The organism is Muricauda sp. SCSIO 64092 (assembly GCF_023016285.1).
Taxonomy (GTDB): domain Bacteria; phylum Bacteroidota; class Bacteroidia; order Flavobacteriales; family Flavobacteriaceae; genus Croceivirga.
Map to the genome: position 1 here is coordinate 2,507,846 of NZ_CP095413.1, position 13,850 is coordinate 2,521,695.

Sequence of the window (13,850 nt, forward strand, 5' to 3'; positions counted from 1 at the left end):
CAAAAGTGCTGTTCAGAACTGTTCATAAAGGGAGAGCACAATGAATAACAAGGAATTTATTAATCAAAATACGGAACACATGAATGCGATTCGATTGGGGGACATTGCCCCAAACTTTACAGCGAATACAACAAAAGGAAGGATGGATTACCATGAATGGCTGGGTGAAAATTGGGGGATGTTGGTATCACATCCAGCTGACTTCACCCCGGTATGTACCACGGAGTTGGGCACAATGGCCAACTTTCAAAATGAATTTGACGAACGCAAGATAAAACTAGCCGCCATTAGTGTGGATTCCCTGGAGTCCCATTTCGAGTGGATTAAGGACATCGAGGAAACCCAGAATGCAAGTGTCGATTTCCCATTGATTGCCGATGCGGATAGAACGATTGCCAGTTTGTACGGAATGATTCATCCCAATGCGGATTCCACGATGACGGTGCGCTCCGTTTTCATTATCGCCCCCGACAAAAAAGTGAGGCTGATACTTACGTATCCCGCTGCTACGGGAAGAAATTTTGACGAGCTATTGAGGGTAATAGATTCGCTGCAGCTTACCGAATACGAGATGTTGGCGACCCCTGCCAATTGGAAGAAAGGCGATGATTGTGTCATTTTACCTTCAATAAGCAATGAAGAAGCAACAAAACGGTTCCCCAAAGGATTTAAAACAGTAAAGCCCTATTTGAGATTAACACCACAGGTGTAATTATTTAGGCATTGTTTTTTTGTTGATGTAGATCAGTTTTTGGTTTGATGCAGACTCCATAACATCTTTAGTGATGGGAGTCTGCACATTCAAAGGAGTATTTCCTTGCCATCAATTAGCAATGAATTTCCTTAGGAAGCAAAGCACATGAATAAGATGAAAAAAATAGTCAGAAAAAATTACCGAACGTTAGTTCTCCTCACGTTCACTTTTGTCGCGGTTAAGGTAACTGCGCAAAGTGATGTGGAGAAACTGACAAATTATATTAATGGGAGTCAATTGGTGACCTACTCAGAGTCTTCTTACTTGAGCGATAATTCGGCTAGTGCCATTACGTATATCGATTTCTGCCCCAACGGCAGATATCAGTATTCCTATGATGGTTCCTACACGGTTAAGGGTACGCAGCATACAAGCAACAGAAATAATAGGGCCTATGGCGCTGGTGTAGCGGAAAACGAAGGGGATTGGCAAGTATTGGACTATCAAGGAGGCTACTATTTGGAAATAACGGATTATACCGGCACCAAGAATTATTATCCCATAGATATTCAAAAAATGCTTGCAGGGAAATGGAGAATAGGTAACGTCACCTATGTCTTTGCCCCGGGGAATGGCAGGTGCCCATAATTTCAACGGTAGTAAGGTTCAACATCGGTTTAGCAGACAATATTTAGCCATGGGGCGTATCAGTTGTAGAGAGCAAATAGCCATTGAAAGAGAACAGCGGGATGTTTTTGATTATACGCAAAACTATAGGTTTAGGCTTGATTGGGATACGCTGTTAAGCCAAGCAGATCTGCTGGATGGGGTTAGTACGGCCAATGTAGGGGCAAAAGCACATTGCGTGGCCCATAATGGACATAGCATGGTAACCCGGTACATAACCTTCAATAGACCGGAAAGAACCGCTATTGAAATGATTCAAGGGCCATATATGTTCAGCTCATTTCATGGATGTTGGGTATTCAAGGCTACCTCCAGAAAGGCAACCGAAGTTAGCTTTTTGTATTCCTATCAACTTCGGTTTCCATTCAATCTAGTTGGTCTTATGGTAAATCGTGTTTTGAGGCAGCATACAAAACAACGGTTGGCAAGTCTTAAGAGAAACCTTGAATCGCCCTAAGCCCTTTTCGCTGCCATCCTTTTTGGGAAAGGGTGGATACCACCAACAAGGCAATTTTTCAAAACAGTAAAACAATAAAAAACGAACAAAATGAGAATACTAAAAAAAATAGCATGTCATATAACCGTGGTTGGCTTTTTGGCATTGTATGTAAGCTGTGCCTCAATATTCGGTTCCCTTAGTGTAGAAGCGGGACCGAACCTTGGAACCCGAGCGGTGGACAGGGAATATTCACCATATGATGATGCACCACAGTTACAGGGCCGATGCGAGGATTGTGTTGAAGGCCAACATCAAGCGACCGCAAGTTCCTCCATAGCGGGTGCTGGTTCCGCATCCAGTTTTTTTGGTGGAGGTTCCGAAGAAGCCATTCCTGGGTTTTTTATCGGGGCCAGTTTGGATACGCCCTTAAATTCAAAGTTATCCGCCCAGACAGGTCTGCGGTTCAGTACCAAAGGGAGCAAGACCACCATTGACAATCTGGGGTCCATCAAAACACGTTTGACCTACATTGACATTCCTTTGCAATTGCGGTATCCCATAAGGCCAAAGTTTACTGTTCAGGGTGGCTTGCAACCTTCAATATTGTTGGGTGCCAATGAAAAAAGTGAGGTAAATGGGGACACCACCGAGCAAGATGTAAAAGACAATTATAAAGGATTTGATCTGGCCGCAACCTTGGGGGTGGGTTATATTTTTAATGACAATCTTAGTGTTCAGTTGGGTTACGACCACGGGTTTCTCAACCTTGAAGAACAGCAAGGTTTTGGAGACGTCAAAAACCGGGTCATTAGATTGGGTGTACTGTATACCCTAAAAACCTGGTAATCCAAGTTTTCACCCTTGGTTAAAAATGCATTGGCGGGATTCATAAAATGAATGGACCAATGCATTTTTTAGTAGATAACAACTAGGGAAAGTTTGGTAAATACCTAGGATTGGTCCACGTTAAAGAAGCCCTACTTTAGGGATAAAAATTGGAAGGAATAAAGTTAGGTGCAAATGGTTTTATCTGTGATAAGCGAATCCCCCGGAGCTTTTGATGTATTGAATTTGTGGACAAGTTGTTCTTTGGTATTGGCGAGTCAAGGGTTACTATTGAGTCTCTTGATCATAGGCAAAGGGAAGCAAAACAATACATCGAATATCCGTCTTGGTCTTGTGGTAGTTTCGTACTGCGTTATTGTCCTGACGTATGCCATTATATTTCTGGATCAACCTGTTCATAGGCCCTCCCTATTGGATGACGGATTTATCAGAATCATATTGTTTACCATTGGCCCTTTGAATTACCTGTATATTTTCAATTTACTGGGTCAAGGAAGGTACAAAACGGTGAGTTTACTTCATTTTTTTCCCGCACTTATCACAACAGGGAGTATTCTGGGAGAGTATTTGGGGCTATTTTATTTGGCCCAACTGTACCAGTTTGTTTTTAACCCCTACACTTTAATTGTTCATCTTATACTTTATGGTTTTGGGATAGCGGTTTTTCTAAAAAAGAACCACAGCGGATTTGGCAATCTTCTTAGGAACTGGGTGACGATCTTATTTGCCGTGTATCTTTTCTTTACCCTATTTATTTCCTCGTACCTAAATACCAATATGGTCGTTTATTCGGATATTCTTGCCCTTGGTACCATCGGTGCTTTTGTTTTGATTTTGGGCTATGTGGCCTATTTCCATCCCAAAATTCTATGGGATAAAAATGTGCTCAAAAAAGCGGGGCCTCCTGAAAAATATTGTCGTAGTGGATTGTCTCAGGAACTATCGGAAGAGCTGAAGAACAAACTTTTAAAATTGATCGAAGAAGAGAAACTCTATTTGAACAATGATCTTACCCTGGACGGTCTTGCAAATCGTTTGAGTATCCCACGGCATTATGTGTCCCAAATCATCAATGAACAATTTGAAATGGGCTTTTATGACTTCATAAACAAGTTCAGAATTGAGGAAGCAAAAACACTGTTGAAGAACCAGGAAGATTGCCGATTAAAAGTTATTGAAATTGTTTATCAAACAGGCTTCAACAACAAAGTTTCGTTTTATAAAGCCTTTAAAAAATCCACGGGACACACCCCAAAAAGGTATGTTGAACTTAGTATGTCTGCATAATGGGTTAATGGTAAACCTGCGTCAGGTTTTTGGTCAACCCCAACTTAAAATAACCCTTTCCGAACCGCTATTCATTTGTTTTACCCCGCAATTGTAAAGGTAGGGTCACTGGGGTCTTACACTATTTAAGACGCGAAATTGGTCTGTTGGTTTTGTTCTCATTGGTAAGGTGATTTGAATTAGCAAAAATTTACCTTTTACCCTCCTTTCTCGGTTGCACTAGCTCAAATAATCTCTAACCTAAATTCTAAAATTCATGGATCGAAGTAATTATTGGCTGGTGTTGGTATTCTTTATTTTGGGAACTACAATTACACTGGCGCAGAACAAAACAATCAGAGGTACGGTTACCGATCAAAACGGGTTGCCCTTGCCAGGGGTCAATGTGATTGTTCAAGGAACAAGCAATGGCACACAGACCGATTTTGACGGAAATTATACCATCCAAGGGAACAATGGCCAAACACTGGTTTTTTCCTATCTGGGACAAAAAACGGTAACACAACCTATAGGGGAATCCAATGTAATCGATATCCAAATGGTTGAGGATGCAGAAGCATTGGAAGAAGTCATTGTAACCGGCCAAGGCTCTGGTATCCAAAAGCGAAAACTCTCCACTACCGTGGACGTGCTGACGGAGGAAGATATTGACAAACTCCCCTCCAATCAGATAGATGCGATGTTGCAGGCCAGCACACCAAGCGCCCAGATAAGGCTAAGTTCCGGGCAACCTGGCACCGCTTCCATAATACGGACCAGGGGGCCAATTTCTGCTGCTACCTCTTCTACCCCCGTAATTATTGTGGATGGGGTTAGGGTGGACAATTTAAATTCAAGCCCACAATTGGGCTTGGGTACCGGAGGCGCCAATGTTTCGGCCCTTGCGGATATTCCCGTGGAATCCATAGAGCGAATTGAATATATAAAAGGGGGTGCCGCGACCACTTTGTATGGTGCCGATGCCGCCAATGGGGTAATTCAGGTCATTACCAAAAAAGGTCGCGAGGGTAGGGCAACCGCCTTTTTTGAGAGTAGTTTGGGCGTAATTAAAGGAACAGAGGACTATTTAAAGTACAAAAGAACTGCCGAGGCACTGTTCAGTCCGGGAATGTCCCAAGAGTTCAAAGTTGGTTTTAGCGGTGGAGGAAAAGGGTTTTCCTACAATTTTGGGGGAAGCCTGTACAAGGACGATTCCTTCAACAATTTGAACGAGCAGGTAAAACGCTCGTTCACTTTTGGATATAAAGCCAAATTATCCGAAAAGATGGATTATCAAGGTTCGTTCTCGTACACCGGTTTTGAGTCCAACCTGGACTTCAATGCCAATTTTACCACGCTTTCAAGATTTTCTGGCTTTGAGAGTGCTGGTCGTGGCAACCTGGATGAGCTTACCGATGAAGAATGGCAGGCCGAGTTGGAAAGATCGGACAGGATAAATCCTTTGGTGGTGAACACGCAAACCATAAATAGGATTACAGGTTCGAACAAGTTTACATATACCCTTTCAAATTCGGTTCAAGTTAATGCAACGGTAGGGATAGACTATCGAACTTCCGTTTCGGAACAGGTCCAAAGCAATAGTTTTCAAATAGCTACGGGCGGTATTCCAGAAGGGACCACCGACCAGGCCATTCTGGGGAGGTTGTTACGAAATGCGTTTACGGTTACTGCAGACCTCAACTTTACCCATAAGGCCAATCTGGGGGATTTGTCATTTGTTACGATTTTAGGAGGACAGTTCTTTAGGAGTACGGACAGGCAAAATCAGATCAATGGCACTGGGGGTGTGGATGGAACACGATCGATCAACAATTTTGCCACCCAAACCGCTTTTGATTTTGTACTGGAAAATGCCAATTATGGCCTCTATTTTTTGGAGAACGTTGGTTTCTTTGACGTGGCTTTTTTGGAATTGGGGGGCAGACTGGATAGAAATACATCTGCCGGAGAGAACACCAATCCTTTGTTCCTTCCAAAAATTGGGGTGGTCTACAACTTTTCCGATCACGATTTTTATAAAAGAAATGGCATCAATGATATCGTCTCGACAATAAAGTTCAGGGCGAATTATGGGGAAGCCACCAATTTTGCACAGCCATTTTCACAGGACAGGACCTTTTCGCTGAATTCCTTTTTAGGGGCGCCTTCTTTCACATTCGCCAATCCGGGAAATCCGGATTTGGTTTCGGAACGGGTGAAGACCACCGAATTTGGTTTGGAGCTGGGTTTTTTTGGAAATCGGCTCAATTTGAGCGGTACACGATACGACGCTACTACGGAGGACGCACTTTTTACACCGGTATCCCCACCATCAACAGGTCAATTGAACCAAATTCAAAACATTGGAGAGGTATCCAATAAAGGATGGGAACTTGCACTGGACGCGACTTTGATCCAAACCGAAAAGCACCGTCTGGGCATTAACTTTTCGTACAATATCAATGAAAATGAAGTGGTAAGTTCGGGGGGTGGAGCTCCATTCGTAGTAGGAGGGTTCCAAGTTATCGGCTCCGTGGTAGAGGAGAGCCAGAGTTTGGGATACCTTAGGGGTACTGCCGCCGTGCTTCAAAGCGATGGCACTTATGAATTCGAGGACAATGCGGTTCTGGGAGATACGTTTGCCCCATATTTTGGTTCCCTGGGGCTGAATTACTCGTGGGGGAGTTTTAACCTTTTTGCCACGGGAGATTATCAATTTGGTGGCAAGATTACCGATCTGAGCTTTCTGTTGAGACATTTACGGGGCTTTGATAATGAAGGTATTCCCGAAGAACTGATTGCTAGCGGCACCTCGCCATTCAACTATGTAAACTTCTTTGTTTTTGACAATGATTTCATTAAAATAAGAACCATAGGTGCTACGTATGATTTTGGAAATGTAGTAAAACCTTTCTCCAACATACGGTTTGGCCTCACGGTAACCAACCCCTTCAACTGGACAGCAGGAAACTTTGACCCGGAGAATACCGGTTCGGGAATCTCCCTACAAAACGGATTTGCCAGTGGTGGTTTTGCCTATGGAACGGAATCCTTGCCGAGAATCTTCCTGAGTTCTTTACGATTTCAATTCTAACGAAAAAAAGAAAAAAAATGAATAGGATAATTTTAGCTTTTAGCACCCTTTTTTTGGTCGTCGGTTGCACCGATGATTTCAGTAGCGTAGTAGATTTTACCGAAGTGGAAAACCCCAATTTGTCCGAGGGATCGGTAATTGGACAGCCAAATTCCTCGGTCATTTGGCTGTCGGGTTTGGAAAGACAACTTTCGCTCGCAATCAACAATACTTTGGTATTGGCAGAACTGGGCTCTGACAATTATGTGAACACCCAAACATTCTTTAGTCAGTTTATGGATGAATTGGATATCCGTGTGACGGACCCCAATATTAGGAACGCCGCCTTCACGGTTCAAAGACTTCGGGAGATGGCGGTGTTTGGATTGACCCAGGTAGGCCCGGCAGATCCTGAATATGTGGCAACAACGGAAGCGGAGTACCATTTCTTTTATGGAATTTCATTACTGTATTCGGCGATGTATTTTTCGGCCTTGCCCCAAGAACCTGTAGGTATCCCCATAAGTTCGGCCCAAAACTACCGGGATGCGATTGCGGCCCTTGACCTGGCTATTGGTTTAAACCCCTTACCGGAGTACCATTTGGCAAAGGCCCGGGCAAATTACTATTTAGGAAACAAAGCGGATGCCGTAGCCGCTGCCCAACAAGCACTGGCCTTGGATGGAAGTTTTGATCGATTTGCGACCTTTGATCAGGCCAATGGACCGACCAATACCATGGAAGCGGCCCTTTTTGCCCGGGGTACTTTTGACGATCTCCAGCCATTGCCCACCTTGGATTTTTTGGACCCAAAATATTCCTTCCTTACGGCAGAGGAAGACCCTCCGGTACATTATTTAAAAGCGGAGGAAGCCCACCTGATCCTTGCAGAGGCCAATATTTCCGACGGAAACATTGCTGCAGCTCAGGACAACCTAAGGAATTTACTGGACGTAATTGCAACCCGGGAGGTAAGGAACATTGATGACAGTATAGAGGGAAGGACCGAGAATGCCCCTGGTTCAAGACCTGATAATGCCGGCGTGGCAGTGAATTTTAGGGGATTGGGATTGGTTTTGGATAGGCAGGCCGGAAATGTGGATATTCCTGCCGTTTCCGGCACATCCTTGACCGAATTTGATGTGGACATGATGGTCGCCGGTGACAATGCCGTGGAACTACTGTACCGGACAAGACAGGAGGTATTTATAGCGGAAGGAATTCGTTTTGTGGATATGGGGATCAAACTGGTCATTGATGAAAACGAAATCTTGCAGAATGACAATATTTCCATGGGCGATCCTGGAACAGTTCCGGTAATTCCCCCTTTTATTGCCGCAGTAGTAACCGACCTGGATGCCATTACCTACGATGCCGCTGCCGGGGTAGCGACAACTGTTGTTGATGTGACCCAAATTTTAGTGGGCAATAAAGAGTCCGATTTGGTATTGCCATTTCATTGATGTCGATAAGTCCATTTCCATTCCTTTATGAGGGGATGGTGATAGGAACCCAAAAAAACCACCAAACTCTTTTGGTGGTTTTTTTGGATTAAGGTGTTACGTGGTTTTTCCCTTAACGGCATTCTATGGCCCAAATACTTGGGCTATCACGTTGCGCCATTTGCAAAGCTCATTTTTCCACTACGATGGCATTTTCAATCGCGTATTTCACCAATCCGGCGGTATTGCGCAAATCCAATTTCAATAAAATGTTCTGTCGATGCGATTCTACCGTGTACTTACTAATGTGCAGAATATTGGCAATTTCATCAGTAGTGTTCTGGTTCACGATCAATTGGATGATTTCCTTTTCCCGGGGGGTGAGTTCGTGACTTTTTTCATTTTCCCTGAGGCTCAACAGGACCAGGTTGCCTATTTTGTCACCAAAATAACTACCTGTTTTCATAACGGTCTCAATCGCTTTTACCAATTCTTTCTTGCCAATGTCTTTTTGCAGGTATCCGTGGACCCCGGCTTTTAGCATTTGTTTGATAAAGGCGGACTGAATATGCATGGAAAGTGCGATAATTTTTATGGAGGGATACTTGGCCACGATTTCCCAGGTACAATCAATACCATTCATAATGGGCATCTCAATGTCCATCAAAATCACATTGGGTTTCAGCCCTTTCAATAGGTTCATCAATTCTTGCCCATTGTTGGATTCGGCAATAACTTCTATGTTTTTTTCATCGGCCAGGAGCGCCACTATTCCTTCCCGGAATATTCGGTGGTCATCTGCTATTATTACCTTGATCATGATAACGGGATGTTAAGGTTTACAATTGATCCTTTATTGATTTGGGTTTCTATACTCAGTTTTCCTTTTAAAAAGGCAACACGCGATTGTATGTTTTTTAGGCCATACCCATTGGCCATTTCCTTTACATATTCAAATCCTTTGCCTTTGTCTTCCACCTTTAATGAAATGTGGCGGTCATCGCATTTTAAAATTACCGTTAAAAAATCGGATTTGGAATGTTTGAGGCTGTTTTGGACAAGTTCCTGTACTATCCTATAAATGTGTAGTTCCTTGGACTTGTCAATAACGGTATTGTTCATGTCATGCTCAAAGGTGACCTTCATATTGGAAGACACCCTTACATCATCCAAAATTCCTTCTATAGCGGAAACCAACCCAAATTTGATAAGCTCTTCGGGCATCATGTTATGGGAAATCCTTCGGGTTTCCTCAATGGATTTAGTGAGCATTTTTTTGGCTTGGTCAAGAGCGGTCTCACTTTTTTGATTTTTTACCATTATCAGGGAAAGATGGTTTTTAAGGGAGGCGAGCATGGTTCCAATACTATCGTGCAGATCTCTGGCAATTCGATGCTGTTCCTCAATTTCTGTTTTGGCGATGGTATCGAAAATCATTTTCTGCTTCCTGAGTTCCGCTCGTTTTAGAAAAATAAAGGCAATGGAAATAAGGAGCAAAATCAATACTAACCCGCCCAGTACAAAAGTCTTGATCATACGGTCTTTTTTTAGAAGGTCCCTTTCTTGGATAAGGTTCTGCTCGGATAATCTTAGAATCTCGTTTTCCTTTTGTCTGGCTTCATGCTTGAGATTCAGTTCCGTGATTTTTGCCTTGTTGTTTTTGAGCAAAACACTGTCTTTCCAAGTATGGTGTAACTGTAAATTGGACAAAGCCGATTCATAATTCCCAATCTCTTTGTTCAATAGGAAGTACGCATAATGAATATGGGCATAGCCATCACTGGATCCTGTCATTTTCAATATATCCAGGGCCTCATCCAGTTTTTCACTGGCTTCATCGTACATTCCCAATTTTGCCAATACCCTTGAGTTATTGCCAAGGGACAGCACAACATTTTTATAGTCCTTATTGGCTTTACTTATTCGGTAAGCCTTCTCCAAATACATATTGGCCCCTTTAAATCTGTTAAGTTGTTTATAGGCCAGTCCCAGGTTATTGTACGTGATGCCTATTTGATGGTCTTCATTTTTCCTTATATCGATTTCCACTGAACTTTCGAAAAGTTCGATGGCTTTTTCATAGTTTTTTTCTTCGAGATAGACCAATCCTAAATTTGAAAGGATGGTTGACTGATAGTCGACGGGGTCCGATCGGCTCATGTCCAGGGCTTCTTCCAAATACTCCTTAGCCTTGGTAATATTTCCAAATCGCCAATGGGTGATGCCGGCATCATTGAGCGCCTCAATTTGTCCTTTTTTATCTCCAATGCTTTGTGCCAAATCCAGGGCCTTTAAACTCCATTCCATACCATCATTGTAATACGACAGTTCATATTGGATGGTGGCGGCATTGTGATAGGCCTCTACCATGAGTTCCTTGTTGGTGTCCAGCTGTATTTTTAGGGCTCTCTCATTTACGTTTAAGGCACTGTCCAGCGCCTTGGTTTCAATTAAGTAGTTCGTCAAAGTATTTAAACTGAGCAGTCTAATTTTTTTATCGCTCGAATGATATTTGGAATAGGCTTTCCGCTCCCTAAAATACCTTTCCAGCTTTAATAACACGGAACCTGCGGTACTATTGGCCATTAACTGATCCAGTTCAGGTTGCTGTATTGGTTTAAGAGCGGTATCGGAGTTTAAAAAAACGGTATCAACGGCATACACACCTTGGGTGCTAAAAATGCCGTTGGAAATCAGTACCAAAAAGGCAATACACAGTTTCTTTATGTAGCAAGACATTTTTGCTGTTTTATGCTATTCAAAATACTAGAAAAAACACAGATGCCCTATAGTTGTATTTGATAAAAAAAGAATAGTAGTAAACAACCATGATCCACAGACCGTTTCAAATGTACTTTTCGACCGGCAAAAGTGGAATGCAGTGATAGCAACGTCATGCAGTCCAACAGGAGAAGCCACATATAACCAATGCACCATGAAATCAGGCAATCGAAAATGGCCACTCTTTTTGGACAGGGGAACCCGAATTACGTTGACCGTATTCCTTTCAACCATAACTTTTAGTTCAGGCCAGGAATGGCGCGCGGTCGAGGTCAAAACATCAAAGATTGCGGATTCCATCTATTTTATGGAGGGCATACTTGGTTTTGGTGGTGGGAACGTTACCGTTTCGATAGGTGGGGACGGAGTCCTTCTTGTGGACAATATGTATGATTGGATGATGCCGAAGCTAAAAAAAGCGGTCGCAGAGATTACCGATAAAAAAATCGAAATCGCCATAAATTCCCATTTTCATGGAGACCATATTCAAGGAAATAAAAGCTTAAAAGAGGGAGGTACACTAGTAATTGGGCATAAAAATCTCTTTGAACGGTTAGAGGCATACAGCCGTACCAAACCACAAATTCTGGACCTGCTCCCAACAATCACTTTTTCGGACCATCTTGAAATTCATTTCAATGGGGAATCCGTGGAAATGATTCATTACCCCAATAGTCATACGGATAACGATATCATCATTTTTTTCAAGGAATCAAAAGTTTTACATCTGGGGGATATTTTTTTTCAAGGGATGTTTCCTGCGGTTTACACAAGTAGTGGGGGAAATCTAAAACAGCTCATCCTGTCCCTTGAAGACATTTTAAACCGTTTTCCCAAGGATTGCAAAGTTGTTCCGGGACATGGACAGGTGAGCACCATGCAAGAGTTGGGGGAATATTTGGATATGCTCAAAAAATCGACTCAAATTGTTGAAAATAGCATCAAAAGCGGAAAGTCCCTTGAAGAAATGGTAGCGGATAAAGTTCTTATGGAATACGATGATTTGGGCAATGGTGGGGCACAAACCACGGAAGAATACCTGGCAATGCTCTATGGCCTTTTAAAGCAGTAACAAAACAGTGCAAATTCTAACTTAAAATAGAAATGAAACCAATACTTCTATATGCTATAACAACACTCGCACTTCATTTTACGACTTGCTATGGCCAAAATGGGGCTCATCGGGAAATACAAAAAGGACTATCCAACGAAAAGCAAGCAACCCATGGAATGGAAAGCCGTATTTCCATTTTTGAAATTCCAGCAACCAACATTTCCCGAGCAGTCCATTTTTATGAAAGCATTTTGGATATCAAAATTGAGCAGATGGCCGTCCCAGAAATGGAAATGGGGATATTCCCATACGAAGGTCAAATGGTCATGGGTGTTATCATTAAGGGGGAGGGATACCGTCCTTCGTCCGATGGAGTGACCATTTACCTTAATGGCGGACCTGATCTTCAAGTTATTCTCAATAAGGTCGAAAAAAACGGGGGAAAAATCAGTGTTCCCAAAACCTCCCATGCAGATGAAAGCGGTTTCTTTGCGTTGTTTTTGGATACAGAAGGAAATAGAATTGGCCTACACTCACCGAACCAAATAAGCAAAAGTGACGAACGGCAATCAATGAAATTTAAACTAATGCATATCGTTTTAAGTATCTTGTTTTTACTGTTGGCCGGCATTATCTATGTCTATAGGGGCATCCAGAAAAACACAAAGAATGAACGTATCGATTTTGATGGGGAAGTAAGAACCTATAAACTCTACATACCAAAATCCTACCATATTACCGAAGAACCTGTTCCGCTATTAATAAACCTGCACGGCCATAGCGGCAATTCTTGGCAACAAATGCTTTATGCTGATTTTAGAAGCATAGCGGATAAAGAAGGTTTTATTATGGCCCTGCCACAGGGCATGACCTATGCTCCCTCAAATAAAAGTTACTGGAACGCCTATTATAAAGAAGGGAATCATAATGATATTCAGTTCATTGCAAGCATGATCGATACATTGATCGCACAGTATCATATTGATCCCAATAGGGTTTACGTCACTGGTTTTAGCAATGGAGGGGCCATGTGCATTGCCTTGGCATGTGATTTACAGGATAAAATTGCAGCGATTGCTCCCGTATCATGTACAAGAACCACCGAATTCCCTCTAGTTTGCAACAATTCAAAACCGATATCCGTATTGATGATGCATGGAACCGAGGATAAATTTGTAAAATATGGGGGAGGCCCACTTTCGGTGAATGAATTTATAAGTGTATCCGATGAAATTGAAATCTGGAAAAAACATAACCAGACCTTGGATGTTCCTGAAGTCGATACTTTGGCCCACGCCAATTCAAGATCAATATCCACTGTCATTAGGGAAAGATATACAAGCAAGACCAATGATGCGGAAGTACTGCTCTACAAAATTATCAATGGGGGACACACCTGGCCGGGATGTCCGAAATGGGCTGAATTTATCTCTGGGAATCTTGGCCATACCAATCAAAATATTGATGCCAGCATCGAAATCTGGAATTTTTTTAAAAGACACCGTCTGTCAAGGGAAAATGAGTAAGGCCATTCATACTGATTTGTAAAAACACAATAGATATGATAG

At 42.5% G+C, this 13,850-nt stretch carries 11 protein-coding genes; 9 read left to right on the forward strand and 2 right to left on the reverse strand.

Annotation, left to right across the window (positions count from 1 at the left end; all coding sequences use genetic code 11):
- The first annotated feature begins 79 nt into the window (after positions 1–79).
- The 7 genes from L0P88_RS10575 (at position 80) to L0P88_RS10605 (ending at position 8,468) form a co-directional block, all read left to right on the forward strand.
- Positions 80–712: a peroxiredoxin gene (locus L0P88_RS10575; RefSeq protein WP_247134865.1), complete on the forward strand. Its 633-nt coding sequence runs from the start codon at positions 80–82 to the stop codon at positions 710–712.
- A gap of 156 nt (positions 713–868) precedes the next feature.
- Complete coding sequence (locus L0P88_RS10580) at positions 869–1,342, forward strand: hypothetical protein (RefSeq protein ID WP_247134536.1); 474 nt, start codon at positions 869–871, stop codon at positions 1,340–1,342.
- Positions 1,343–1,391: 49 nt separating this feature from the next.
- The gene (locus L0P88_RS10585; protein ID WP_247134537.1) at positions 1,392–1,838 is read left to right on the forward strand and encodes an SRPBCC family protein; all 447 of its coding nucleotides are present in this window, start codon (positions 1,392–1,394) and stop codon (positions 1,836–1,838) included.
- Between the two features lie 90 nt (positions 1,839–1,928).
- The gene (locus tag L0P88_RS10590) at positions 1,929–2,666 is read left to right on the forward strand and encodes a porin family protein (protein WP_247134538.1); all 738 of its coding nucleotides are present in this window, start codon (positions 1,929–1,931) and stop codon (positions 2,664–2,666) included.
- 186 nt (positions 2,667–2,852) lie between these two features.
- Entirely contained in the window at positions 2,853–3,953 is a 1,101-nt protein-coding gene (locus tag L0P88_RS10595) for a helix-turn-helix domain-containing protein (RefSeq protein ID WP_247134539.1), read from the forward strand.
- 256 nt (positions 3,954–4,209) lie between these two features.
- On the forward strand, positions 4,210–7,026 hold the full coding sequence (locus L0P88_RS10600) for a TonB-dependent receptor domain-containing protein (protein WP_247134540.1): 2,817 nt from the start codon (positions 4,210–4,212) through the stop codon (positions 7,024–7,026).
- Between the two features lie 17 nt (positions 7,027–7,043).
- Positions 7,044–8,468, forward strand: coding sequence for a hypothetical protein (locus L0P88_RS10605; protein WP_247134541.1), 1,425 nt, complete (start codon positions 7,044–7,046; stop codon positions 8,466–8,468).
- Positions 8,469–8,637: 169 nt separating this feature from the next.
- Here L0P88_RS10605 and L0P88_RS10610 read toward each other — a convergent pair whose 3' ends face one another.
- Together L0P88_RS10610 and L0P88_RS10615 are read right to left on the reverse strand one after the other, a co-directional pair.
- Complete coding sequence (locus L0P88_RS10610; protein ID WP_247134542.1) at positions 8,638–9,267, reverse strand: response regulator transcription factor; 630 nt, start codon at positions 9,265–9,267, stop codon at positions 8,638–8,640.
- Entirely contained in the window at positions 9,264–11,186 is a 1,923-nt protein-coding gene (locus L0P88_RS10615) for a tetratricopeptide repeat protein (RefSeq protein WP_247134543.1), read from the reverse strand. The genes L0P88_RS10610 and L0P88_RS10615 overlap by 4 nt, the downstream gene beginning before the upstream one ends.
- 196 nt (positions 11,187–11,382) lie before the next feature.
- On the opposite strand from L0P88_RS10615, the gene L0P88_RS10620 reads away from it, so the two are divergent.
- Together L0P88_RS10620 and L0P88_RS10625 are read left to right on the forward strand one after the other, a co-directional pair.
- The gene (locus L0P88_RS10620) at positions 11,383–12,300 is read left to right on the forward strand and encodes an MBL fold metallo-hydrolase (RefSeq protein ID WP_247134544.1); all 918 of its coding nucleotides are present in this window, start codon (positions 11,383–11,385) and stop codon (positions 12,298–12,300) included.
- A gap of 32 nt (positions 12,301–12,332) precedes the next feature.
- Complete coding sequence (locus L0P88_RS10625) at positions 12,333–13,808, forward strand: PHB depolymerase family esterase (RefSeq protein ID WP_247134545.1); 1,476 nt, start codon at positions 12,333–12,335, stop codon at positions 13,806–13,808.
- Positions 13,809–13,850 lie beyond the last annotated feature (42 nt).

Bases quoted from the DNA above. Each gene is read 5' to 3' on its own strand.
- L0P88_RS10615 (WP_247134543.1), bottom strand. From the start codon at position 11,186: ATGTCTTGCTACATAAAGAAACTGTGTATTGCCTTTTTGGTACTGATT.
- L0P88_RS10625 (WP_247134545.1), top strand. From the start codon at position 12,333: ATGAAACCAATACTTCTATATGCTATAACAACACTCGCACTTCATTTT.
- L0P88_RS10580 (WP_247134536.1), top strand. From the start codon at position 869: ATGAAAAAAATAGTCAGAAAAAATTACCGAACGTTAGTTCTCCTCACG.
- L0P88_RS10605 (WP_247134541.1), top strand. From the start codon at position 7,044: ATGAATAGGATAATTTTAGCTTTTAGCACCCTTTTTTTGGTCGTCGGT.
- L0P88_RS10610 (WP_247134542.1), bottom strand. From the start codon at position 9,267: ATGATCAAGGTAATAATAGCAGATGACCACCGAATATTCCGGGAAGGA.
- L0P88_RS10585 (WP_247134537.1), top strand. From the start codon at position 1,392: ATGGGGCGTATCAGTTGTAGAGAGCAAATAGCCATTGAAAGAGAACAG.
- L0P88_RS10575 (WP_247134865.1), top strand. From the start codon at position 80: ATGAATGCGATTCGATTGGGGGACATTGCCCCAAACTTTACAGCGAAT.
- L0P88_RS10600 (WP_247134540.1), top strand. From the start codon at position 4,210: ATGGATCGAAGTAATTATTGGCTGGTGTTGGTATTCTTTATTTTGGGA.
- L0P88_RS10620 (WP_247134544.1), top strand. From the start codon at position 11,383: ATGAAATCAGGCAATCGAAAATGGCCACTCTTTTTGGACAGGGGAACC.
- L0P88_RS10590 (WP_247134538.1), top strand. From the start codon at position 1,929: ATGAGAATACTAAAAAAAATAGCATGTCATATAACCGTGGTTGGCTTT.